The organism is Mycolicibacterium pyrenivorans, assembly GCF_025821625.1.
Lineage (GTDB): Bacteria > Actinomycetota > Actinomycetes > Mycobacteriales > Mycobacteriaceae > Mycobacterium > Mycobacterium pyrenivorans.
In genome coordinates, this window is sequence record NZ_JACKSH010000241.1 from 1 (window position 1) to 22844 (window position 22844).

The following is a 22844-nucleotide window of genomic DNA, read 5'->3' on the forward strand; positions in this document are numbered from 1 at the left end:
GCGGCGTCCTGAACCGGTCCCGCGGCGCCCGGCCCCGGGGCGGCCGGCGGGGGTTCGGGCGCGCCGGCCACGGGCTCACGCAAGTCCCCGAGGATCGCGGCGAGGTCCACACGCACCCGGCCGGAGGGCAGCTCCTCGTACAGCCCGATGCGCCGCACTGCCTCGGCGATGGTGGCCGCCCCTATCGAGACCTCCGACGACAGCTGCGGCCAGGTGGTGAGGGTCCTGCCGACCTCGATCAACGACGCGGCCATGCGGTGCGGCAGTTCCGCGGCGTCGATGATCCTCAGCACATGTGGCACCTTGTCCTGGTTGGTCAGGCCGGCCAGCTGTGCGGCGTCGATGTCGCCGAGCAGGCCGTGCACGATCGGCCGGGACGGGTCGACATCGAATCGCTCCACGTCGAGCAGACCGCCGCTGCTGGTCGCCATCAGCACGGGCAGCCTGCGGGCCCGGGCCGCGGTGCGAACCAGCAGCTTGGCATCGAGCGAGTCGCATTCCTCGACCACGATGTCGAGCCCGTCGACGAATGCGTCGACGGTTGCGTCCGTAATGCCCCCGGTCGTGACCGTGACCTGCAGGTAGGGGTCCAGTTCGGCGACCCGCCTGGCGCAGAGCACCGCCTTGTTAACGCCCAGATCGAGGACCGTCGCCGGCACCCGGTTGAGATTGGACAGTTCGATGTGGTCGGGGTCGGTGAGGCGGAGTTCACCGCACAGTCCTTGCGCCGCAAGCGCGTGCGCGATGGCGTGACCCACGCTGAGGCCCACCACCCCGACCCTCAGGCGACGGAGCGTGTCGAGTTCGTCGAGCGTGACGAGATTGCGGTTCCGGTCCAACCGGAGCAGGGGAAATGCCCGGGGCCCCAGCACCCTGACCACCGACCGACGCCAGCTGTAGTACACCCACCTGGGGGAATCGGAGGTGATGTCCGCAGGCGGCGAAGGGCGCAACGACAGCAACCCCTCGCGCTGCTGCTGCAACTGGTCGAGGAAGTCGATACCCGGGTCGGCTCGAAGCTCCTCGAGTCGGGCACGGTCGGTCGGGTTCGCGTCGTCGAGGATCGCGGGCCTGTAGGAGTCGGCGCCGTCGTCCCGGCCGGTCATCGCATCGAACCGGCGGCGACGTCCACCCTTTCTCCGGGCGCAGGCGTCATCCTGCGCTGGTCGGCGAAGAAGGCCGAGACCTGCTTCGGGTCAGCATGATTGGCGAAGGTGAGGCGGTCCCACCAGGCCAGCTTCGTGCGGTGCCTGGCGTCGGGGTAGGGGGTCGCGGGGATCTTGGCGGCGAGCACCCCCCCCGAGGACAGCCATCGCCTCAGTACGTGCTCCGCCGCGGTGGCCACGATGAACTGGATGTCCAGGAGGTTCATCGCGTGCAGTGGGGTACGCGCGACCGTGTAGGAGAGCGCACGATTGCGACCCGGGTCGTTGGTCACCCACGCGGTCTTCATCTCGGCCACGCCGAACGGCAGTCGGTCGGAGACCATCTTGCGGATCGTGTCCTGGCCGGGCTGGCCGTCCCACTCCAGGATCGCGTGGCATTCGTCCGCGGACCTGTAGGGACCCTGTGCCCGAATGCCCGCGACCACGTTGCCTGCGTGGTCGACGCACGCCGCGAACAGTCCGGTGTCGTCACCGCGGCGCAGCGCATCGGTGTCGATTGCCGCGGCGACCCCGTGCTGTTGGTAGCTGTGGCAGGCACCTCGGACGAAGTCCTTCCAGAGTTCGCGTTCGACGGATGGCTTCGCATAGACCACCGTGCATTCGGTTTGTGGGTCCCAGTAGCTCGGACTCGCATCCAGTCGGGTCGGAGCGTAGTCGGGAGACGCAAACTCGGGAAAGGTCATTTTCGTCCATTCATCGGGCAGTCGACCAACTATTGGCCCGCTGCGAGTAACTCGTTGCTGTATGTGCAATATCTCGGCGCATTCTTGAGTATCTCGCCCCGCATCGCTGGAATTCCAGCTAGCGACGCGATCTTGACCTGATATTCAAAATCCGTGTTTGTCCGCTCGTCGGCGTACCTCCGTCCTGGGGTCAGGGCGGCAATCGTTGGTTCAATTATCATCGCAGGTCAATTAGCCGTCGGGGGCTCCTGGCGAACTTTTTCTTTTCCGGCTGCGAAGTCGTCGTGCAGACGCGCAGAATGGCCGCCCACCCCGCTCTCGCTGCTGAGGCGGGCGTGGGCCGCGTTTGCGGCTCGGCGAGCAGGCGCGCCGGCGGGGGATTCGGGCGGTCGTCGGGGCGCTGGCGGGGCCCAGTCCCGCCGGGCCGGGATGCCGGCCGCCGAGCCCCGGCGGACGGCTGGGGCACGAAAGGCGGCGTTGGTCAGAACAATCTCGCGGGCAGCCGTGATCCGAATTGTCTTTCTCGAGCGCCGGGCGACCGGCCGGTGCAGGCATGAAGGGTTTGCCGACCTGCCGCGGACTTGTCCTTTTTGTGTCCCGCCGCAGCGGCGTGGTAGGCCCTTTCTCGGCGGCGCCGATAATTTGGCACAGGATGTCAATTCGCACCTCGAACGACGGTGGGCAATTCCAGGTGGGACGACGGTCTGACGTTATGCCGCGAATTCGGGTGCCTCCCGCGCGGTGAACCCCGCAAAGCTGTGTGGCACTGTGAGGAACGCACCACCAACTTGGTATGTCGAGCGGCCGCTCCCGCGGGTCAAAGGAGACAAGAGTGAAGAAGTTCAACGACTTGGCTGAGTTCGTCGCCGCAGAGGGGACCCAACTCGGTCCGACCGAGTGGCTCGAGGTCTCGCAGGACCGGGTCAACCTTTTCGCGGACGCCACCGACGACCATCAGTGGATCCACGTCGACCCGGCCCGGGCGGCGGAGGGTCCGTTCGGCGGGGCGATCGCGCACGGCCTGCTGACGTTGTCGCTGATCCCGCACTTCACTCATCAGCTCTACAGCGTCGACAACGTCAAGATGGCGATCAACTACGGATACAACAAGGTTCGCTTCATCACGCCCGTCCCGGTCGGCGCCAAGCTGCGGGCCCGTGCCGAGATCTCCTCGGTGACCCAACTCGACAGCGGTGTCCAGGCGACCCTGAGCACGACCGTCGAGATCCAGGGATCCGACAAGCCCGCCGCCGTGGCGGAGTCGATCGTGCGGTTCATCGGCTGACCGCCGCCGCGGGGCCTGCGGATAATTCACGAGCGTCAGCGACTGTTGACGTACGTCAAAAACCCTCGTAGATTGCCCTTCGGCGTGAGGAGTGACGGTGGACCATGCAGACCCGCATGTCGCGGTGATCGGGGCAGGCATCAGCGGTTTGACCGCAGGCAAGATGCTCAAGGACTACGGCGTCCGCTACACGACGTTCGAGACGTCCGACCGCATCGGCGGCAACTGGGCGTTCGGTAACCCCAACGGGCACAGCAGCGCCTACCGGTCGCTGCACATCGACACCTCCAAGCATCGGTTGTCGTTCAAGGACTTCCCCATGCCCGAGCACTTCCCGTCGTTCCCCCACCACTCCGAGGTCAAGGCCTACCTCGACGCCTACGCCGACGCCTTCGGGCTGCTCGAGAACATCGAATTCGGCAACGGCGTGGTGCACGCGGCCCGGGAGGAGCGCGGGGGCTGGCTCATCCGCGACGAGGCGGGTGCAGAGCGCCGATTCGACCTGCTGGTGGTGGCCAACGGGCACCACTGGGATCCACGACTGCCCGACTTCCCCGGTTCGTTCGACGGCGAGTCGATCCACTCCCATCACTACATCGATCCGTCGACGCCGCTGGAGCTCACCGGGAAGCGCATCCTCGTGGTCGGGATCGGCAACAGCGCCGCCGACATCACCGTCGAGTTGTCGTCGAAGGCGCTGCGCAATCACGTCACACTGTCGACCCGCTCCAGCGCGTGGATCGTGCCCAAGTACATCGCCGGGCGCCCCGGGGACATGTTCTGGCGCACCTCGCCGTACCTGCCACTGTCCTGGCAGCGCAAGGCGGTCCAGCTGGTCGCGCCGATGCTGGGCACCGACCCGACGATGTACGGGCTGCCGGCGGCGAACCACAAGCTGTTCGAGGCCCATCCCACCCAGTCGGTCGAGCTGCCGTTGCGCCTCGGGTCCGGCGATGTGGTACCCAAACCGAACGTGGCCCGCCTGGACGGACGCACCGTCCATTTCGAGGACGGCGCCTGCGACGCGTTCGACGTCATCATCTACGCGACCGGCTACAACATCACGTTCCCATTCTTCGACCCCGAGTTCATCGACGCCCCCGACAACCACATCCGGCTCTACAAGCGGATGTTCAGGCCCGGCATCGATGACCTGGCATTCATCGGTTTCGCCCAGTCGGTGCCGACGCTGTTCCCGTTCGTGGAGTGCCAGTCGCGGCTGCTTGCGGCCTACGCCGTCGGCCGTTATGCGCTGCCGCCGGTCGACGAGATGGAGCGGGTGATCGACGCCGACCAGCAGCTTCACGCCGGTCACTGCACCGACCGTCCCCGCCACACCCAGCAGGTGGATTACTTCGTCTACGAACACGATCTGCGCAGGCGCGAGCTCCCCGCAGGAACGAAGCGTGCCCGGCGCGCCCCGCAGGTGGTGCGATGACACCGCACGAGGTGTCGTTCCGCAGCGGCGACGTCACCTGCAGCGCCTGGCATTTCGCGGCAGACGGCCCGCCGGGAAGACCGGCCGTGGTGATGGCCCACGGTTTCGGCGGCACCAAGGACTCGGGCCTCGAGCCGTTCGCGCGTCGGTTCGCCTCGGCCGGGATCGACGTGCTCGCCTTCGACTACCGCGGCTTCGGCGCTTCAGAAGGCCAACCCCGGCAATCGCTTTCCGTTCGCCGGCAGATCGACGACTTCCACGCCGCGGTCGAGGCGGCCAAACAGCTCGACGGAGTCGATCCGCACCGGATCGCGCTGTGGGGGGCGTCGTTCTCGGGCGGGCACGTGCTGCGGGTCGCCGCTGACCGCGACGACATCGCTGCGGTGATCGCGCTGACCCCGCTGACGAGCGGGTTCGCCGTGAGCCGTGCGGCGGTGTCTTCTCAGCGGCCCCGCACCGTCGTCAAGTCGATGCGCTGGACGTTCGCCGGTGTCAAGAGTCGGATCGGGGTGGGCAGGGGAGGGGCCCCGACCTTGATGCCTCTGGTGTCCCCTGTGGGCGAGGCGGGCGCTCTGGCGCTCGACGGTGCCTACGAAAGCTACCTGTCGTTGGCCGGTCCGACGTGGCGCAACGAAATCGACTCGTCGGTCGGTCTCGAGGTCGCCGGTGTGCGCACCACCGCGGCGGCCAAGAGGTTGCGCTGCCCGCTGCTGGTCCAGATCGCCGACTTCGACCAGTACGTTCCCGCTGATGCGGTCGCCGCGACAGCGAGGCACGGCAGGGCCCAGGTGCACCACTACCCGTGTGATCACTTCGACGTGTGGCCGGGCCACGATTGGTTCGACAAGGCGGCCGAGGATCAGGTGGCGTTCCTGGAACGAACGCTGCGCGCTCAGTAGTGGGTTGAGCCCTGATCGATCGAAATCGCGCTCGCCGTGATGTATTTCGAATCGTCGCAGGCCAGCCAGCTCACTGTGTCGGCGATGTCCTCGGGCTCGACGGCCCACGTCGGCAGGAACGGTGTCATCATGTGGGACAGCTGCGGGTTGGTCTCCATCGCCTTGCCCAGCGCGGTGACCATGTCGCCGGTGCCCATGTCGGTGATGACGGGACCTGGGTGCACGCTGTTCACCCGGATCGAGTGCTTGCCGAGTTCGGCGGCGAACGCGCGTGCCATGCCGGTCACGGCGTGCTTGCTGGCGGTGTAGTGGATCATGAAGGGCTGCAACTTGATCCCGGCGGCCGAGCTGATCAGGATGACCGACCCGCCGCGGCCGCCGTCGATGATCTTCTGCGCGCCGGCCATGACCGTGTTCCACGTCCCGGTCACGTTGATGTCCATGACGTCCCGAAAGTCGTCGGGGCTGATGTCGTCCCATGCCTGCGGCGCCGAGACGCCGGCGTTCGCGACGATGATGTCGAGCCTGCCGAGTTCGGACACGCCGGTCTCGACGGCGGCGTTCATGGCCTCGCTGTCGCGGGTGTCGACCACCGACGCGAGAATGCGACGGCCCGTCTCCTCGACGAGCTTCACGGTCTCGTCGAGGTCCTCCGGGGTGGCGGGATCGTAAGGCACGCAACGCGGTAGCTTGCCGGCGATGTCGACGGCGATGATGTCGGCCCCCTCCTTGGCCATCCGCACGGCGTGCGCGCGCCCCTGTCCACGGGCCACGCCGGTGATGAACGCGACCCGTCCCTCCAGCCTGCCGCTCATCTGCCGCTCTCGCTCTTCGCCGCTTTCACAAGTCCGCCTCCGATGATCAGCCGCTGGATCTCACTGGTGCCCTCGTACAGGCGGAGCAGACGCACGTCGCGGTAGATCCGTTCGACCGCGACCTCACGCATATACCCGCTGCCGCCGTGGACCTGCACCGCGAGATCGGCCACGTTCCCGGCCATCTCGGTGCAGAAGAGTTTCGCCGCCGATGGTGCGATCCTGCGGTCATCGCCGGTGACCCATTTCCGGGCGGTGTCACGCACCAGTGCGCGACCGGCAAGGACTCCGGTCTGCTGGTCGGCGAGCATCGCCTGGACCAACTGGAAGTCACCGATCGCGGTGCCGCCCTGCGTCGCCGTCGCGGCGTAGGCCACCGATTCGTCGAGCGCTCGCTGGGCGGTGCCCACCGCCAGCGCCGCGATGTGCACGCGACCGCGCGCCAACGACGTCATCGCGGCACGGTAGCCGACGTCCTCGGTGCCGCCCACCAGTGCGCTGTCGGGCACGCGCACATCGGTGAAGTTGACGTCGGCCGTCCATGCGCCCTCCTGGCCCATTTTCCTGTCCTTGGCGCCCACCTCGACACCCGGGGTGTCCGCGGGCACGAGGAACACGGCGATGCCCGCACCCTTGGTGTCGGCCGGCCTGCTCCTGGCGAACACCACGAACAGATCGGCGTTGGGGGCGTTGGTGATGAAACGCTTCTGGCCGTCGATGATCCAGTTGCCGGCGTCCCGCACGGCCTTGGTCCGCAGCCCCGAGGGGTTGGAGCCGGCGCCGGGCTCGGTGAGCGCGAACGACGCGACGACGTCGCCGGAGGCGATCCCTTCCAGCCACGCCGACTTCTGCTCGTCGGTGCCGTATCCGACGAGCACCTGACCGGCGATGCCGTTGTTGGTGCCGAACATCGACCGCAGGGCCAACGAGGTGTAGCCGAGTTCCATCGCCAACTCGACATCCTGGGCCAGGTTCAGGCCGAGACCGCCCCACTCCTGGGGGATCGCGTACCCGAACAACCCCATCTTCTTGGCCTGCTCGCGCAGGTCGTCGGGGACCCGGTCGTCAGCCATGATCTCCTGCTCGCGCGGAACGACTGCGGTGCGGACGAAGTGGCGGGTCTGGGCCAGGATCTCCTGGAAATCGTCGTCGCTGACTTCGGCTGTGGTCATTCGGCTGAACTCCTCCACGATATGCTTTTCAAATATCGTATATGAAATACGATAGGCGTCGGACAGGTCCCGACTGAGTGAAGATTGGTGGACAGGTGTCATTGCTGACTGGTCAGACCGCTGTGGTCACCGGAGGAGCGCAGGGGTTGGGTTTTGCCATCGCGGAGCGGTTCATCGCCGAAGGCGCGCGGGTGGTGCTGGGTGACGTCAACCTGGCGGCGACGCAGGCGGCCGCGGAGAAGTTGGGCGGTGACGCCGTCGCCCGTGCGGTGCGCTGCGATGTCACGAGTTCCGCGGAGGTCGACGCGCTGGTGGCCGCCGCGGTGGACGGCTTCGGCGGTTTGGACATCATGGTCAACAACGCCGGCATCACCCGTGACTCCACGATGCGCAAGATGACCGAGGAGCAGTTCGACCAGGTGATCTCGGTTCACCTGAAGGGGACCTGGAACGGCTTGCGGGCAGCGGCAGCGGTGATGCGGGAGAACAAGACTGGCGCGATCGTCAACATGTCCTCGATCTCCGGCAAGGTCGGCATGGTCGGGCAGACCAACTACTCGGCCGCCAAGGCAGGCATCGTCGGGCTGACGAAAGCGGCCGCCAAGGAACTCGCCTACCTCGGCGTGCGGGTGAACGCGATCCAACCCGGGCTCATCCGCTCGGCGATGACAGAGGCCATGCCGCAACGTATTTGGGATTCCAAGGTGGCCGAGGTCCCCATGGGCCGCGCCGGCGAGCCCGACGAGGTCGCCAATGTGGCGCTGTTCCTGGCATCGCACCTGTCGTCCTACATGACCGGCACCGTTCTCGAGGTCACAGGCGGACGGCACCTATGACGCGCGAAGCGGTCATCTGTGAACCCGTGCGCACGCCGATCGGCCGCTACAACGGGATGTTCAAGTCACTGACCGCCGTCGACCTCGGGGTGGCCGCGCTCCAGGGGTTGCTCGGCCGGACCGGCATCGCCCCCGAGTCCGTCGAGGACGTCATCGTCGGGCATTGTTATCCGAGCATGGAGGCGCCGGCCATCGGCCGGGTGATCGCCCTGGATGCCGGACTGCCGGTGACGGTCCCGGGCATGCAGATCGACAGGCGCTGCGGATCCGGTCTGCAGGCGGTGATCCAGGCGTGCATGCAGGTGGCGAGCGGCGACAACGATCTGGTCGTCGCCGGCGGTGCCGAGTCGATGAGCAACGTGGTGTTCCACTCGACGGACATGCGCTGGGGTGGCGCCCGCGGGGGCGTCAAGGTGCACGACGCCCTGGCTCGCGGCAGAACCACCGCGGGTGGCCGTAACCACCCGGTCCCCGGCGGGATGCTCGAGACGGCGGAGAACCTGCGCAGGCAGTACTCGATTCCGCGTGAAGAGCAGGACGAACTGGCGGTGCTGTCACACCGCAGGGCGGTGGGGGCCCATACCGACGGGCTGCTGGCGGAGACGATCATCCCGGTGACGGTGTCGTCCCGCGGTGGAGACGAGCTGATCGACACCGACGAGCATCCCCGTGCCGACGCGTCGATGGAGTCGCTGGCAAAACTCAAACCCGTTCTCGGCAAGGATGATCCGGGTGCCACCGTGACCGCGGGTAACTCCAGCGGGCAGAACGATGCCGCATCGATGTGCGTGGTGACCACCCCGCAGAAGGCCGCCGAACTCGGTCTCACGCCGCTGGTGCGGCCGGTGTCGTGGGGGGTCGCGGGGGTGGCGCCCGACGTGATGGGCATCGGCCCGGTCCCGGCCACCGAAATCGCATTGCGCAAAGCCGGACTCGAGCTTTCTGACATCGACCTGATCGAGCTCAACGAGGCGTTCGCCGCCCAGGCGCTGGCGTGCATGCGTGAATGGAACTTCACGGCCAAGGATCTGGAGCGCACCAACGTGCACGGCTCGGGGATCTCACTGGGGCACCCGGTCGGCGCCACCGGTGGGCGGATGCTGGCGACGCTGGCCCGCGAGCTCACCCGCCGTGGCGGCCGCTACGGCCTCGAGACCATGTGCATCGGCGGCGGTCAGGGCTTGGCTGCCATCTTCGAAAGGGCAACGGCGTGACGAAACTGGCGCAGACGCTGGGGCTCAGCGAGTTCCAGGCCGAGATCGTCTCGACGGTAAGACAATTCGTCGACAAAGAGGTGATCCCGACCGCGCAGGAGCTCGAGCACGCCGACACCTATCCGCAGGCGATCGTCGACGCGATGAAGGAGATGGGCCTGTTCGGGTTGATGATCCCCGAGGAGTACGGCGGGCTGGGGGAGTCGCTGCTCACCTACGCGTTGTGCGTCGAGGAACTGGCCCGCGGCTGGATGAGCGTCTCCGGCGTCATCAACACCCACTTCATCGTCGCCTACATGATCCGCCAGCACGGCACCGACGCGCAGAAGCAGCACTATCTGCCCCGGATGGCGACCGGCGAGACCCGCGGCGCCTTCTCGATGTCGGAGCCCGAACTCGGTTCCGACGTGGCGGCCATCCGCACCAGGGCCAAGGACAACGGTGACGGCACCTACACCATCGACGGTCAGAAGATGTGGCTGACCAACGGCGGCAGCTCGACGCTGGTGGCCGCGCTGGTGCGCACCGACGAGGGCGCCGACAAACCCCACCGCAACCTGACCGCGTTCCTGATCGAGAAGCCCACCGGCTTCGGTGAGGTGGCCCCCGGCCTGACGATCCCCGGCAAGCTCGACAAGCTCGGCTACAAGGGCATCGACACCACCGAGCTGATCTTCGACGGCTACCGCGCCAAGGCCACCGACATCCTCGGCGAGGCGCCGGGGCAGGGCTTCTTCCAGATGATGGACGGTGTGGAGGTCGGACGGGTCAACGTCTCCGCCCGCGCGTGCGGTGTCGGGGTCAGGGCGTTCGAGCTGGCGGTCCGCTACGCCCAACAGCGCACCACGTTCGGCAAGCCGATCGCCGAGCACCAGGCGATCGCCTTCCAATTGGCCGAGATGGCAACCAGAGTCGAGGCCGCACACCTGATGATGGTCAACGCGGCCCGCCTCAAGGACTCCGGTGAACGCAACGACGTGGCCGCGGGCATGGCGAAGTACTTCGCCAGTGAGGTGTGCGCCGAGGTCACCCAGCAGAGCTTCCGGATCCACGGTGGTTACGGATACTCCAAGGAGTACGAGATCGAGCGCCTGATGCGCGATGCCCCGTTCCTGCTCATCGGTGAGGGCACCAGCGAGATCCAGAAGAACATCATCAGCAAGCGGTTGCTGGCGGACTACCGGGTCTGATTCGGTGAGCACGCCCGAATTCGCCGCGAGGCCCCAACTGGCCGAGGATGTGGCCCGGATCGTCCGTCGGCGGATCTTCGACGGAACCTACGCCGCGGGAATGTATGTCCGCCTCGACCAACTCGCTGCCGGGCTGGGGGTCAGCGTCACGCCCGTCCGGGAAGCTCTCTTCGAGCTCAAGGCCGAGGGGCTGCTCGAGCAGCAGCCCCGCCGGGGGTTCGTGGTGCGACCCGTGACCACCCGGGACGTCACGGACGTCTCGGACGTCCAGGCTCACATCGGCGGAGAGCTCGCGGCCAGGGCCGCCGCAGGCATCAGTGATTCCCAACTGCGGGAGCTGAACCGAATCCAGGACGACCTGGAAGCCGCCTATGCCGCCGACGACGGCGAGGCGGCGGTGCGCCTGAACCACGAGTTCCACCGCGCCATCAACGTGGCCGCGGATTCACCGAAGCTGGCACAGCTGATGTCACAGATCACCCGCTCCGCGCCGGAGTCGGTCTTCCCCACGATCGACGGCTGGCCGGACAAGTCCAACGATCATCACCGGCGCGTGCTCGACGCACTGGCGCGCCACGACCAGACCCTGGCACGCACCGCGATGGCCGAACATCTCGCGGCAGGTGCAACGCCGCTGATCGAGCATCTGACCCGCCGCGGTGTGATCGGCTGACCGGCCCCACCCAACGGGTCGGTAACATACTGTAAGTCTTACAGTCAGCTCCTCTGCAAAGGTGGGTCATGGGCGTCCTCGACGGGGTACGCGTGCTCGATTACGGTCGCTTCATCGCGGCACCGTGGTGCTCGGCGCTGCTCGCGGACATGGGTGCGGACGTGGTGCGGATCGAGAAGCGCGAAGGCGGCGAGGACCGCTGGGTGCAGTCGGTCACCTCGGGTGGGGAGGGCGGAACCTTCCTGCAGTGCAACCGGAACAAGCGTTCGCTCACCCTGGACACGACCACCGACGAGGGCAAGGAAATCACCCGCAAGCTCGTGGCGGCGGCCGACATCGTGGTGGCCAACATGCCTGCGGCGGGAATGCGTGCCAACGGCCTGGACTACGAGACGCTGCGTGAGGTCAAGCCGGACATCATCCTCGCGAGCGCGACCGCCTACGGCGAAGGCGGCCCGTACAGCGACCGGATCGGCTTCGACGGCGCCGGGCAGGTCATGTCGGGAGCCGTGTACCGGCAGGGGCTACCTGAGCAGCCGATCCGCACCGTGGTGCCCTACGCCGACTTCGGCACGGCCCTGACCATGACCATCGGGGTGATGATGGCGCTCTACCACCGCGACCGCACCGGGGAGGGGCAGTATGTCGAGGGGGCGTTGCTGCCTACCGCGATGATGCTGTCGAACGCGTTCCTGATCGAGCGCGACCTGCTCGGCACCGACAAACCGCGGATGGGAAACCAGGGGACGTCGGTTGCGCCGTGTGACCTGTACCGGACCTCCGACGGTGGCTGGGTGCTGCTGCAGATCGCCGGGCAGCCGATGTTCAAGCGCTGGTGCCGGCTGGTCGGGCGGCTGGACCTGTTCGACGATCCCCGGTTCGCCGACGACGATCTGCGCTGGGAGAACGGCGACGTACTGAACGACATCATGGCGCAGTGGTGTGCCGACAAGACGAAGTCCGAGGTTCTCGGTCTGCTGGATGGCGCGAAACTGCCTGCAGCCCCGATGCATTCGACACAGGATGTGCTCGACGATCCCCATGTCGCGGCGATGGGTTATCTGCAGCGCGTCCCGTTCCCCGGGGCACCACACGATGTGCCGATCATCGCGACCCCCTTCCGGATGTCGGCCACGCCCGGCGTCATCCGTCGCCGGGCGCCGCTGCTCGGCGAGCACACCGACGAGGTACTCGACGAGATCGGTTACACCGCTGCAGACATCACCGGCCTCAGGGACCGGCACGTGGTGTGAGCCTTCAGGTGTCTGCGAGCATCGCGCGGAGCCCGGCGACGTCGACCTTGCCTGTGGCGCCGCGCGGGACGGCATCCTCCCTGTCGAGCACCCTCCAGACCGTGGGCACCTTGAAGCTGCTGAGCACCGACCTGGCCGCCGTCCGCAACGCCTCCGCCGTCGTGGCGGTGCTGCAGACCACCGCCGCGCCCACCCGGTTTCCCGTCGTACCGGGCACGTTGGTGACGAACGCGGCGCCCACCCCGTCGAGGGTTCGCAGTGCCTGCTCCACCTCGCTGGGATAGACGGTCGCCCCGCTGACCTTGAACATGTCATCGGATCGGCCGTGGAAGAAAAGGAACCCGTCGTCGTCCAGTCTCCCGAGATCGCCTGTCGGGTAGTAGAGATCGGAAGCGAACACCTCTTCCCGGCTGCGTCGGCACACCCCTCGCATGACGTGTGGCCCGCGGATCTGGATCATGCCCACGGTGCCGGCGGGCACCGGATCTCCGGAGTCGGGGTCGACCACCCGAACCTGCATTCCGGTGAAGGGCCTGCCGCAGCTGCCCCACGCCGATTCGGGCATGTCGGTGTCGGCGGGATACCCGCAGTAGGGACCGAACGACTCGGTCATTCCGAAGAGCCTGGCCCGGGCGCCCGGCCGGGAGCGCAGGTGTGCCGGCAGCAGGGCCTCGAGGCTGCCCGGCCGCAGAGCGGTCAGGTCCGCGCCGACGTCGTCGAGGTGTCGGGCCAGGGCTTCGGCCTGGTCGGGCCAGCCCCGGAACAGCGTCACGCGCTCGGCCTCCAGCAGACGCAGTGTCGAATCCGGCTGCGGGACAGGCTCGGTGACCAGGGTTGCACCTGCGGCGAGGGCCGAGAGCAGGCCACCGCCGAACCCGCCCACCCAGAAGAACGGCATCGGCAGGTACAGGCGGGTGCCTGCGTCGATGCAGCGCGCGGCAAGCCCGGACTCGATAGCGGCGATCGCGTTGCCGTGCGAATGCTGGACGCCCTTGGGCGGGCCGCTGCTGCCGGAGGTGAACATGATCGCCAGCGGGTCACTGGGCCGGATGCCCCTCGACAGTGCGTCGGCGACCGCGCCTGCGGCGGCGACCGCGCCTGCGGCGGCGCCCGCGGTCAGCGCGGCGGCCTGTGCGGCGGGGCGCACCGACCGCAGGGAGGGTAACCGGGTGAGGTCGAGCGCGTCGAGGTAGCGGTGACCCCGGAACTCCTGCACCGCGATCAGGTGCTGCACCGAGGCGGTGCGCAACTGCGCCGTGAGCTCGAGGGGGGCCAGCAGTGTGCTCAGCGGGACGAGTACCGCACCGATCCTGGTGATCGCGAAGGCGAACCGTGCCCATTGCACGCCGTTGGGCATGAGCAACCCGACGCGAGACCCCTTACCTATCCCGGACTCCACGAGTGCGGCGGCAAGCTCAGCGGTGTCCGAATCGAGCTGCAGGTAACTGATCCGCTCGCCCGGTTCGATGATCGCCGGCGTGGCGCCGTGCCGAAGCGCCTGCTCGCGCAACAGCGCATCGATCGTGTCACCCATCGAAGAGCGCTCGCAGGCCTGGGATGTCGACCTTGCCGCTGGACAGCGTCGGTATCTCGCGATGCCGGACCGCCGTGATCCGTCGCGGGATCTTGTACGCCGACAGTTCGGACCGCAACGTCCGCAGGATCGCGGCCTCGTCGAACGGTGCCGTGGAATCGGTCGCCACCACCGCGGCCACCACCTGGCCGCGGTCGGAATCCGGCAGGCCGATGACATGGGCTGTCACCGCCGGGTCGATCTCCTTCAACACCGTGACAAGCGCCTTCTCGACCTCTGCGGGCGCGACGTTGGCGCCCGCCGTCTTGATCATCGATCCGGAACGCCCCGCGAAGTAGTAGAACCCGTCGGCGTCCCGGCGGACGAGGTCGCCGGTGTGAAACCAGCCGTCGGGGTCGAAGCACTCCTCGCGACTGCGCCCGTAGTACCCCTGCATCACGTAGGGGCCCCGGACGATCAGCTCCCCGAGCACCGTGGGCGTGACGTCCGCGCCGGTGTCGGGGTCGATGACGCGGGCCTCGAATCCCGGTGCCAGGCAACCGAAGGAGCCGCGGCGCGCCTCGGGCTGGTCGGATTCGTCGCCGCTGAGCAGGAGCACGCTGCCCGCCTCGGTCATGCCGAGCATGTGGTGGCGCAGTTCGGGGTCGGCCGGGCGGACCTCGGGGGCCATGATCGGGTACAGGTTGCCGCGCCGCATGGACCGCAGGTCGCGGGACGCGAAACTCGGATGACGGGTCAGGTGTGCGATGCCGGCAGTGAAACCGTTGGTGATCGTCGGCTTCTCGGCCTCGAGAAGGTCGAGCGTGTCACCCGCGTCGACGGCGTTGGAACACACCAGCGTCGCGCCGGCGACGAGCGTCGCCAGCAGACCGAAGGCGAAACCCCCGATCCAGAAGAACGGAGAATTGCAGAACAGCCTGTCCGACGGCAGTAGGCCGCGGATCTCGTTGAGGTTGCGCTGATGGCCGAGCAGGCCGCCGTGGGTGAGGACGACGCCCTTGGGCGCGCTGGTGGACCCGGACGTGTAGATGATCGCGAGCACGTCACAGGCGTCGACATCGTCCTCCAGTCCGGTGAGCAGGGCCTCTTCGACGGAGCCTGCCCGCACCTCGTCACCGCTGAAGACCACGTGGCGCAACACCGGTGTGACCGTGTTGTACAGCGGTTCGGGTGTTTCCGCTGCGGCCGACAGGTTTTCGTCGAGGGCCTCGCCGAGGCGTGCGACGTAGTCATGGGAACGGTAGGACCGTGTGGCGAGCAGCACGGTGACGTCGCTGTCGATCAGTTGCCTGCGCAACTCCGGCGCGGTGCTGAAGGTGGAGAACGGAATCACCACCGCGCCGATCCTCGCCGCGGCGAGCATGGCGATGACGAACTGCGCGCCGTTGGGGTACAGCAGCCCGACGTGGGTGCCCTTCCCGACGCCGAGGGCGATCAGCCGGCCGGCCATCGACCGGGACAGCCGTGCCGCGTCGTCGTAGCTGAGGCGCTCGTGGTCGCAGACCAGCAGCGCCTTGTCGCCGCGCACCCGGTGTTCGCGCAACACGTCGGCGACGGTCAGGGCGGGGGAGGTCATGCCGTTTGGAAGTACGACCGGACAGCGGTGAGATCGGGCTTGCCGGACGGAGTCCGCGGAATCGAGTCGACGACGACGATCTCGGTGGGGATCTCGTAGCGGGCCAACCGGGTTCGCAGGTACTCGACCAGCTCATCGCGGTCGGCGGTGGCCGTTGCCCGCAGTTCGACGAGTGCGACCGGCGTCTCCCCGAGGCGTGGGTCCGGCAGGCCGATGACGGCCGCGCTCTGCACCGCGGGATGACCCTCCAGTGCCGCGCGGACATCGTCGGGCATCACCTTGAATCCCCCGCGGATGATGGCCTGGTCGGCGCGGCCGAGGATCCACAGGAATCCATCGGCGTCGATGCGAGCGAGGTCGGTGGTCCGCAGCCACTGTGTCGTCTGGTTCGTCGTCGTCGAGTTCATCTGTGCCGGGATGACCTCGAGCAGACCCGGCTGTCCCGGCTCCTGCGGGACGCCGTCGTCGTCGACCACCCGAAGGCGCGCCCCCGGATTGGCCCGGCCCACGCTGCCACGTTTGTCCCGCCAGTACTTCTGGTGGTCGGCCAGTGTCCAGCCGGCGACGCCGCCGCCGAACTCCGTGGCCGCATAAGACGTCAACACCGGGATGCCGAACTTGTCGGTGAACGCGTCTGCGTCGTCGGCGGACAGCGGCGCGGTCCCCGAGGTGACCACGCGGACACCGGCCAGGTCGTCGCGGGTGAGGTCGGAATGGAGCACCATCCGCAGTGCCGCGGGCACCAGGGAGACGGCGCGCGGGCGGTGCTCGCGGACCGCGCTGGCCCACTGGTCGAGTTCGAAGCGCCGCAGCAGGACGAACGGGCGTGCCTCGGCGACGCACAACAGCACCCGGAAGACGCCGCCGACGTGCACCAGCGGTGAGTTCACGATCGCCACGCCGCGTCGCAGTTCGGTTGGCGCCGAGCTCTTCTCGGGGTTGTTGCCGATGACGCTGCGGGCCAGCATGTCGTAGGTGAGATCGACGCGCTTGGGAGGTCCGGTGGTACCACTGGTGAGCATCCAGACCGCGACGCCGGGGCGGCCGGGTTCCTCGGGTGCGTTGCCCCCGGTGACGTTCGGTGCGGTGTCGAGGTCGCTGATCGCGATGGTGGTGGCGGTGGTGGCCGGTGCCAGGGCGGCGAGGTCGGCCTCGAGGCCAATGATCACCGGCAGCTGCAGCGCCTCGATGTCGGCTCTGGTGCGTTCGTCGCCGCGCGTGGGGTTGATCACGACGACGGCGCCACCGGCGGAGAGCACACCGAGCAGTGACGCGACGTGAGCGGGCTCGTTGCGCAGCATGATCCCGGCCCGGCCGCCTCCGGCGACCTGCCCGATGCGCCGCGCCAGGGTCGACACCTGGCCCCAGGTCGCCCATCGGCCCTCGAAATGAATGGCCGGTGCGGTGGGATCCAAATCGAGGACAGCGTTGATGCGCGTCGAAAGCTGGTGGCGCATCAGCGGATCCGGGGCGGTTTCTTGGCGGCGGTGCCGTCGCTCGATGCCGCGAGCTCGGCCTTGGCGATCGGATTGCCCAGCCGGGTGTAGATGAGGCCCTGGTCCATGGCCGCCCGATAGGGCTTGTCCAGGGACTCCCAGATGGCCTTCACGGTGCCCTGGGTCGCGGTGGGCGGTTTGGCGGCGATCGTGGTCGCGATCTCGTTCGCCCGCGCCCAGAGTTCCTCTTCGGCAACTACTTCGGTGACCAGCCCGATGCGCAGCGCGGTCTGTGCGCACACCCGCTCGTCGTTACCCATCAACGCCATCCGCAGCGTGTCGCCGAGCCCGACGCGGCGCATCAGCCCGATCGGCTCCAGGGCGGACACCAGGCCCGCACTGACGTGGGAGTCGAAGAACGTCGCCCCCTGCGAGCAGATCACGACGTCGGCCTCGTTGACGAAGTACAGCGCGCCCGCGGTGCACATGCCCTGCACGGCGCAGACCACCGGCTTCCACATCTTCTGCCACTTCGGGCTGAGCAGCTCACCGGGATCTTCGTGGTTCCAGACGATCTCGGGTTGCCCGTAGCTGGACTTGACGTCCAGCCCGACGCTGAACGCCCGCTCGCCCGCCGCGCGCAGCACCACGGCGTTGATGGCCTCGTCACCCTTGATGAGGTGCCAGATGTCCTTCATCTCGCGGCACATCGTGCGGTTGAACGAGTTCAGCGCCTCGGGCCGGTTCAGCGTGACGGTAGCCACGTGGGTGGTGTGATCGAGGTCGAGCAGGATGGTCTCGAAGTCGCCCATGGGGCTGCTCACCGGCACTGCCAGTTGGGTGCGCGCTTCTCCACGAACGCCAGCGGCCCCTCCTGCGCGTCCTCGGTGCGGACCACCCGCTCGCGGAATGTCTCGGCCAGGATCTCGCCTTCCAGCAGCGGCAGGTCCAGGGTCTTGTGGATCGCCAGGCGTGTTCCCCGAACGGCAAGCGGCGCATTGGAATTGACGATGTCGGCGATCTCGTGGGCCCGGTCGAGCAGTTTGTCGTGCGCGACGACCTCGGTGATCATCCCCAGTTCGTAGGCACGCTCGGCGCTCATCCTCTCGTGCTTGCCCATCAGCGCCATGCGCAGGGCGACAGAGCGGGGCAGGGCGCGCGCCAGTCGCACCATCTCCCGCGCGGCGACCAGGCCGATGCTCACATGCGGATCGAAGAACGTGGCCTTGTCCGAGGCGATCACGATGTCCCCGGTGGTCACCCAGTCCAGCCCGGCGCCACAGCAGATGCCGTTGACGGCGGCCAGCACCGGTTTGGCCATCCGGCGGAAGGGGGGAGTGCCCTCCTGCGGCGCCTCCCACTGGTCGTAGGTCGACAGATAGGGACGCTCGTAGATGACCTTGCCGTCCTCGGGAATCTCCTTGACGTCGGCGCCGGTGCAGAACGCCCGGCCGGTGCCGGTGACGATGATCAGCCAGATGTTGTCGTCACCCTCGGCCTCGTCGTAGGCCGCCCGCAGTTCGGCGACCATGTGCGGCGACAGCGCGTTGAGGGCCTCGGGACGGTTCAGCGTGATGGTGGCCTTGTGCCCGTCGACGTCGTAGGTGATGGTGTCGAAAGAGGTGGTGGGCACGTGCTTCCCTTCGTTCATCTGCCCTGGAAGTCCGGTGCTCGGCGCTCCCGGAAAGCGGCCAGACCTTCTTTGAAATCCTTTGTTCGGCAGGACAGTTCGAGGCTCGCCAACTCGTGGTTCATCGACTGGGTGAGCGTGGCCTGCGAGGCGTAGTTGATCGCCTGCTTGGCCAGACCGATCGCCACCGTCGGGCCCGCCGCCAGCCGTGCCGCCAGTGCGTCGGCCGCCGCCTCGACCTCGTCCGGGCTGACCGCCTGATGGACCAGGCCCCACTCGGCGGCCTCGGAGCCCGAGACCTTCTCGCCGAGCAGCAGCATGCGCTTGGCCCGCGTCACGCCGGCGAGTCGGGGCAGCAGCCAGGTCGCACCGGAATCCGGGCTGAATCCGCGGTCGAGGAACGGTTCCCACAGGGAGGCGTCCTTCGCGGCCACCGTGAAGTCGGCGGCCAGCGCGAGGTTGCAGCCCAGCCCGACCGCCCAGCCCTGAACGCCGCACACCACCGGCAGGTGGATCGACGTGATGAGTTCCACCAGGCGGTTCGCGGTGTGCGGGATGCGCCTGACGAGATCGCCGGTCCGGGGCCGGCTGCCGTCGCTGTTCGTCGCCACCCAGTCCGCGCCCGCGCAGAAGTTCCCACCACTGCCCGTCAGGTACACCGCGCGCAGCGAATCATCGCTGGCCGCGCGGGTGAAGACGGTCACCAGCTCATCGGTCATCGGATGGCTCAACGAGTTGCGCCGAGACGGTCGATCCAGAGTGATCCGCAGGATCGAGTCGTCCTCACCGCTCCTGGTCAGCCGGACCACTCCCGCGTCCGCGTCGTCGCCCACTCGGACGTCTCCTCCCGGAACCTATACAGATAGCCATACAGTTGGTACTACCATTACTATCCTGTACAACTTAGCAAGGAAAGGCCGTCGACGGAACAGTGCCAGCACAACGCATTCGTCAGCCGCGGGTCGCAGAGCTCGTGGCCTCCCGGCTGCGCGACGACATCCTGACCGGGCGACTCAAGGAAGGCGACGTGCTGCCCTCGCAGGAGAGCCTGTTCGCGGAGTTCGGCGTCAGTCCGCCCGCGGTCCGCGAGGCGATCCACATCTTGGAGTCGGACGGGCTGATCTCCGTGCGCCGCGGCAACGTCGGCGGCGCCGTGGTGCATCTGCCCACGGCCGAACGAACCGCGCACATGATCAGCATGGTGCTGCAGACGCGGGCCGCCACGCCCGGCGATGTCAGCGAGGCGCTGCTGCACCTGGAGCCGATCTGTGCCGGCATGTGCGCTGCGCGCGAGGACCGGATGACCGAAGTGGTGCCCCATCTGCAGGCGGCGATCGACGCGCAGGTCGAAGGATTCGACACCCCGTCGCGCTATGTGCCCAACGCCCGCAGGTTCCACGAGGCGATCGTCTCCCGATGCGGAAACGAACCGATGATCCTGCTCATCGGTTCACTCGAGGTCATCTGGTCGGCGCACGAATCGGCGGTGTGGAGCGACGAACGCCACCCCGGAGACCCGATGGAACCCAAGACGATGCGGGCGGCGCTGCGCGATCACCACCGGCTGCTCGACGCCATCGCCGACGGCAACGCGACTCGCGCGGTGCGGCTGGCGCAGGACCATCTGGCTGTCGCGCGCCGCAACACCCTGGCCGCCGGAAATGACAAAACCATTGAGGCGAAGCTGATTCCGAGCCTCGACCGTTGAACCCACGAAACCGACAGGAACAAGATGACCACCACCGCCGATGACCGTGTGCTGTTCGACGTCGACCGGGACAAGCGCATCGCCACCATCACCCTGAACAACCCTGCGCAGCGCAACTCCTACGACGCCGCGATGCGCGAACAACTCGCGCGCCATCTCGACGTCGTCGCCGAGGACGACGACATCACGGTGGTGCTGCTGCGCGGCGCCGACGGCGTGTTCAGCACCGGGGCGGACATGAACAACGCGTACGGGTGGTATGGCAATGAGGGCTCGCGCGAAGAGCGGAAAACAGGCGATGAGCGCTCGCGCGAAGAGCAGAAAACAGGCGACGCGAAAAAGCCGCCGGCCAAGAGCCGCCCGAGTCAGCGGCGGCGGCTCACGGTGGATCGCAAGTCGTTCGGCTTCTACCACAACCTGATGGGCTTCCCGAAGGTCACGGTCGGGGAGATCAACGGCTACGCGCTCGGCGGCGGGTTCGAGATGGCGCTGATGTGCGACATCTCGGTGATCGGGCGCACCACCAGGATCGGGATGCCCGCGACCCGCTTCCTCGGTCCGGCGCTGGGCAGCCTGCACATGTTCTTCCACCGACTGGGCCCGGTGCTGGCCAGGCGGATGCTGCTCACCGGCGACATCATCGAGGCCGGTGCCGTCGAGCACCTCGGGGTTTTCACCGACACCTGCGACGCCGGGTCGGTGGCGGCGCGCGCACGGTACTGGGCCGAGAAGGCCGCGAAGATGCCCGCAGACGGGGTTGTCATCGCCAAGGAGGCGTTCCGGCTCGTCGAACAGAGCCAGGTCTACCAAGGGGAGGAGGTCGCGAGCTACCTCTTCCACGCCTACGGCACGAACCTGCAATTCGCGCCGGGAGAATTCAACTTCGTCAAGACGCGCGCCGAGCACGGCACCAAGGAGGCGTTCCGGTTGCGCGACGAGCATTTCTATGTCGCCGAGCCGGGCCCGAATACGTAAGTGACCCGGCTCACCTACTGTCAGCGCTACATTATCTGTTACTTTTGTAAAGTTCGCTCACGTTGAAATCGAGGTCGAGAATGCCAACACCCGTCATCGTCGGAGCTGTCCGGACAGCGATCGGCCGGTCCTTCAAGGGCACGCTGGTCAACACACCACCCGAGACGCTGATCACCACCGTCCTGCCCGAGGTGGTCCGCAGGTCCGGCCTCGACCCGAACGCCATCGACGACATCATCTTCGCGGAGTCGCACTACGGCGGCGGCGACCTCGCCCGCTACGCGGCCGACGCCTCGGGGATGTCGCAGGTGCCCGGCCAGTCGGTCAACCGGCACTGCGCTGGCAGCCTGACGGCGATCGGCAACGCCTCGGCCCAGATCGGCTCCGGCATGGAGCGTGCCCTGATCGCCGGTGGCGTCCAGTCGCTGTCGATGACCCCGTTGGTCAGCTGGCGCATCCCCGGTCCCGAGCTGAAGTTCGAGGAGCGGTGGATGCCGCCCACGCACGTCGAGACCCCCGATGCCCCTGCCAAGGACATGTCGATCACGGTCGGCTGGAACACCGCGCAGTCCATGGGCATCACCCGCGAGGAGATGGACGCGTGGGCGGTGCGGTCACATCAGCGTGCCGTCGGCGCCATCGACGCCGGGAAGTTCGTTGACGAGATCATCCCGTTGAAGGTGGAAATGCCCGACGGCTCGGTGATCGACTTCAGTGTGGACGAGGCGCCGCGACGGGACACCACCCTCGAGAAGCTGGCCGGGCTGAAAGTGCTGCACCCCGAGATCGAGGGCTTCTCGATCACGGCGGGCAACGCCAGCGGCACCAACGACGCGTGTGCTGCGGTCGCGCTGACCGACCGTGCCTACGCGGAGGCCGAGGGCCTCAACGTGATGGGCTCCGTGCGGGCGTGGGGTGCTGCGGGCGTCCCGCCGCGCGACACCGGTCTCGGTGCGGTCAAGGCGATCGGCAAGGTGCTCGACCGGGCCGGCCTCAAGCCGTCCGACATCGCGCTGTGGGAGATCAACGAGGCGTTCGCGTCCGTGCCGATCGCCGCCTGCAAGGAATACGGAATCGACGAGGAGCTCGTGAACTTCTCCGGCAGCGGCTGCAGCCTCGGACATCCGATCGCCGCGTCCGGTGCGCGGATGGTCACGACGCTGATCTACGAGCTGCAGCGCCGCGGCGGCGGTATCGGGATGGCCGCGATGTGCGCAGGCGGCGGCCAGGGTGGCGCCGTCATCATCGAGGTCTAACTCTCGGCGGAATTGCATTCCAGCCAATGTGACCTTGCGGTCGCCCGTTCCGGGGTGAAAATGGGCTGGTGGTCGCCTTGCGACGCCGTGTCTGCATGGTTCTTC

At 67.6% G+C, this 22844-nt stretch carries 21 protein-coding genes; 11 read left to right on the forward strand and 10 right to left on the reverse strand.

The features are described from left to right. Both H7I57_RS26360 and H7I57_RS26365 read right to left on the reverse strand, forming a co-directional pair. The coding region (locus H7I57_RS26360; RefSeq protein ID WP_264027213.1) for an Rv1355c family protein at positions 1-1106 on the reverse strand (1106 nt) is incomplete at its 3' end. Continuing rightward, entirely contained in the window at positions 1103-1849 is a 747-nt protein-coding gene (locus H7I57_RS26365; RefSeq protein ID WP_264027214.1) for a hypothetical protein, read from the reverse strand. The genes H7I57_RS26360 and H7I57_RS26365, both read right to left, overlap by 4 nt. A gap of 832 nt (positions 1850-2681) precedes the next feature. Here H7I57_RS26365 and H7I57_RS26370 point away from each other — a divergent pair. From H7I57_RS26370 to H7I57_RS26380, 3 genes are all read left to right on the forward strand, one after another. Then, positions 2682-3134 (forward strand): MaoC family dehydratase, encoded by a 453-nt coding sequence (locus H7I57_RS26370; protein WP_264027216.1) that lies wholly within the window; start codon positions 2682-2684, stop codon positions 3132-3134. Positions 3135-3231: 97 nt separating this feature from the next. Next, complete coding sequence (locus tag H7I57_RS26375; RefSeq protein ID WP_264027218.1) at positions 3232-4572, forward strand: flavin-containing monooxygenase; 1341 nt, start codon at positions 3232-3234, stop codon at positions 4570-4572. Beyond that, entirely contained in the window at positions 4569-5471 is a 903-nt protein-coding gene (locus tag H7I57_RS26380) for an alpha/beta hydrolase (RefSeq protein WP_264027219.1), read from the forward strand. Before H7I57_RS26375 ends, H7I57_RS26380 begins: the two co-directional genes overlap by 4 nt. On the opposite strand, the gene H7I57_RS26385 is transcribed toward H7I57_RS26380, so the two are convergent. Together H7I57_RS26385 and H7I57_RS26390 are read right to left on the reverse strand one after the other, a co-directional pair. Next, positions 5465-6286, reverse strand: a complete 822-nt coding sequence (locus tag H7I57_RS26385; RefSeq protein WP_264027221.1) for a mycofactocin-coupled SDR family oxidoreductase — start codon at positions 6284-6286, stop codon at positions 5465-5467. The genes H7I57_RS26380 and H7I57_RS26385 overlap by 7 nt on opposite strands. After that, positions 6283-7458, reverse strand: a complete 1176-nt coding sequence (locus H7I57_RS26390) for an acyl-CoA dehydrogenase family protein (RefSeq protein ID WP_264027222.1) — start codon at positions 7456-7458, stop codon at positions 6283-6285. Before H7I57_RS26390 ends, H7I57_RS26385 begins: the two co-directional genes overlap by 4 nt. Positions 7459-7553: 95 nt before the next feature. Here H7I57_RS26390 and fabG point away from each other — a divergent pair, with 95 nt between their 5' ends. From fabG to H7I57_RS26415, 5 genes are all read left to right on the forward strand, one after another. Continuing rightward, complete coding sequence (gene fabG, locus H7I57_RS26395; RefSeq protein ID WP_264027224.1) at positions 7554-8294, forward strand: 3-oxoacyl-ACP reductase FabG; 741 nt, start codon at positions 7554-7556, stop codon at positions 8292-8294. Next, entirely contained in the window at positions 8291-9508 is a 1218-nt protein-coding gene (locus H7I57_RS26400) for an acetyl-CoA C-acetyltransferase (RefSeq protein WP_264027226.1), read from the forward strand. Before fabG ends, H7I57_RS26400 begins: the two co-directional genes overlap by 4 nt. Next, positions 9505-10698, forward strand: coding sequence for an acyl-CoA dehydrogenase family protein (locus H7I57_RS26405; RefSeq protein WP_264027227.1), 1194 nt, complete (start codon positions 9505-9507; stop codon positions 10696-10698). Before H7I57_RS26400 ends, H7I57_RS26405 begins: the two co-directional genes overlap by 4 nt. A gap of 4 nt (positions 10699-10702) precedes the next feature. Next, complete coding sequence (locus H7I57_RS26410) at positions 10703-11371, forward strand: GntR family transcriptional regulator (protein WP_264027229.1); 669 nt, start codon at positions 10703-10705, stop codon at positions 11369-11371. A 68-nt stretch (positions 11372-11439) separates the two neighbouring features. Further along, a complete protein-coding gene (locus H7I57_RS26415; RefSeq protein ID WP_264027230.1) occupies positions 11440-12624 on the forward strand; it encodes a CaiB/BaiF CoA transferase family protein in 1185 nt (394 codons plus the stop codon). 4 nt (positions 12625-12628) lie between these two features. Here the strand turns inward: H7I57_RS26415 and H7I57_RS26420 are convergent, their stop codons facing one another. From H7I57_RS26420 to H7I57_RS26445, 6 genes are read right to left on the reverse strand one after another with little or no spacing between them, the layout of a single operon-like run. After that, entirely contained in the window at positions 12629-14158 is a 1530-nt protein-coding gene (locus H7I57_RS26420) for a class I adenylate-forming enzyme family protein (protein ID WP_264027232.1), read from the reverse strand. Further along, a complete protein-coding gene (locus H7I57_RS26425) occupies positions 14151-15734 on the reverse strand; it encodes a class I adenylate-forming enzyme family protein (RefSeq protein ID WP_264027233.1) in 1584 nt (527 codons plus the stop codon). The genes H7I57_RS26420 and H7I57_RS26425 overlap by 8 nt, the downstream gene beginning before the upstream one ends. Next, positions 15731-17191, reverse strand: coding sequence for a class I adenylate-forming enzyme family protein (locus H7I57_RS26430; protein ID WP_264027234.1), 1461 nt, complete (start codon positions 17189-17191; stop codon positions 15731-15733). The genes H7I57_RS26425 and H7I57_RS26430 overlap by 4 nt, the downstream gene beginning before the upstream one ends. Next, positions 17191-17982 carry an enoyl-CoA hydratase/isomerase family protein gene (locus H7I57_RS26435; protein ID WP_264027241.1) on the reverse strand — a complete coding sequence of 264 codons (792 nt, stop codon included), beginning with the start codon at positions 17980-17982 and terminating at the stop codon, positions 17191-17193. Before H7I57_RS26435 ends, H7I57_RS26430 begins: the two co-directional genes overlap by 1 nt. Positions 17983-17990: 8 nt before the next feature. Further along, positions 17991-18803, reverse strand: coding sequence for an enoyl-CoA hydratase/isomerase family protein (locus tag H7I57_RS26440; protein ID WP_264027235.1), 813 nt, complete (start codon positions 18801-18803; stop codon positions 17991-17993). A gap of 14 nt (positions 18804-18817) precedes the next feature. Then, positions 18818-19633 (reverse strand): enoyl-CoA hydratase/isomerase family protein, encoded by an 816-nt coding sequence (locus H7I57_RS26445; protein WP_264027237.1) that lies wholly within the window; start codon positions 19631-19633, stop codon positions 18818-18820. A 98-nt stretch (positions 19634-19731) separates the two neighbouring features. Between H7I57_RS26445 and H7I57_RS26450 the strand changes: the two genes are divergently transcribed. The 3 genes from H7I57_RS26450 to H7I57_RS26460 all read left to right on the forward strand — a co-directional run bounded on the left by H7I57_RS26450 (position 19732) and on the right by H7I57_RS26460 (position 22739). Then, a complete protein-coding gene (locus tag H7I57_RS26450; RefSeq protein ID WP_264027238.1) occupies positions 19732-20508 on the forward strand; it encodes a FadR/GntR family transcriptional regulator in 777 nt (258 codons plus the stop codon). A 24-nt stretch (positions 20509-20532) separates the two neighbouring features. Next, on the forward strand, positions 20533-21483 hold the full coding sequence (locus H7I57_RS26455; protein ID WP_264027239.1) for an enoyl-CoA hydratase/isomerase family protein: 951 nt from the start codon (positions 20533-20535) through the stop codon (positions 21481-21483). An 80-nt stretch (positions 21484-21563) separates the two neighbouring features. Then, positions 21564-22739 carry a thiolase family protein gene (locus H7I57_RS26460; RefSeq protein WP_264027240.1) on the forward strand — a complete coding sequence of 392 codons (1176 nt, stop codon included), beginning with the start codon at positions 21564-21566 and terminating at the stop codon, positions 22737-22739. Positions 22740-22844 lie beyond the last annotated feature (105 nt).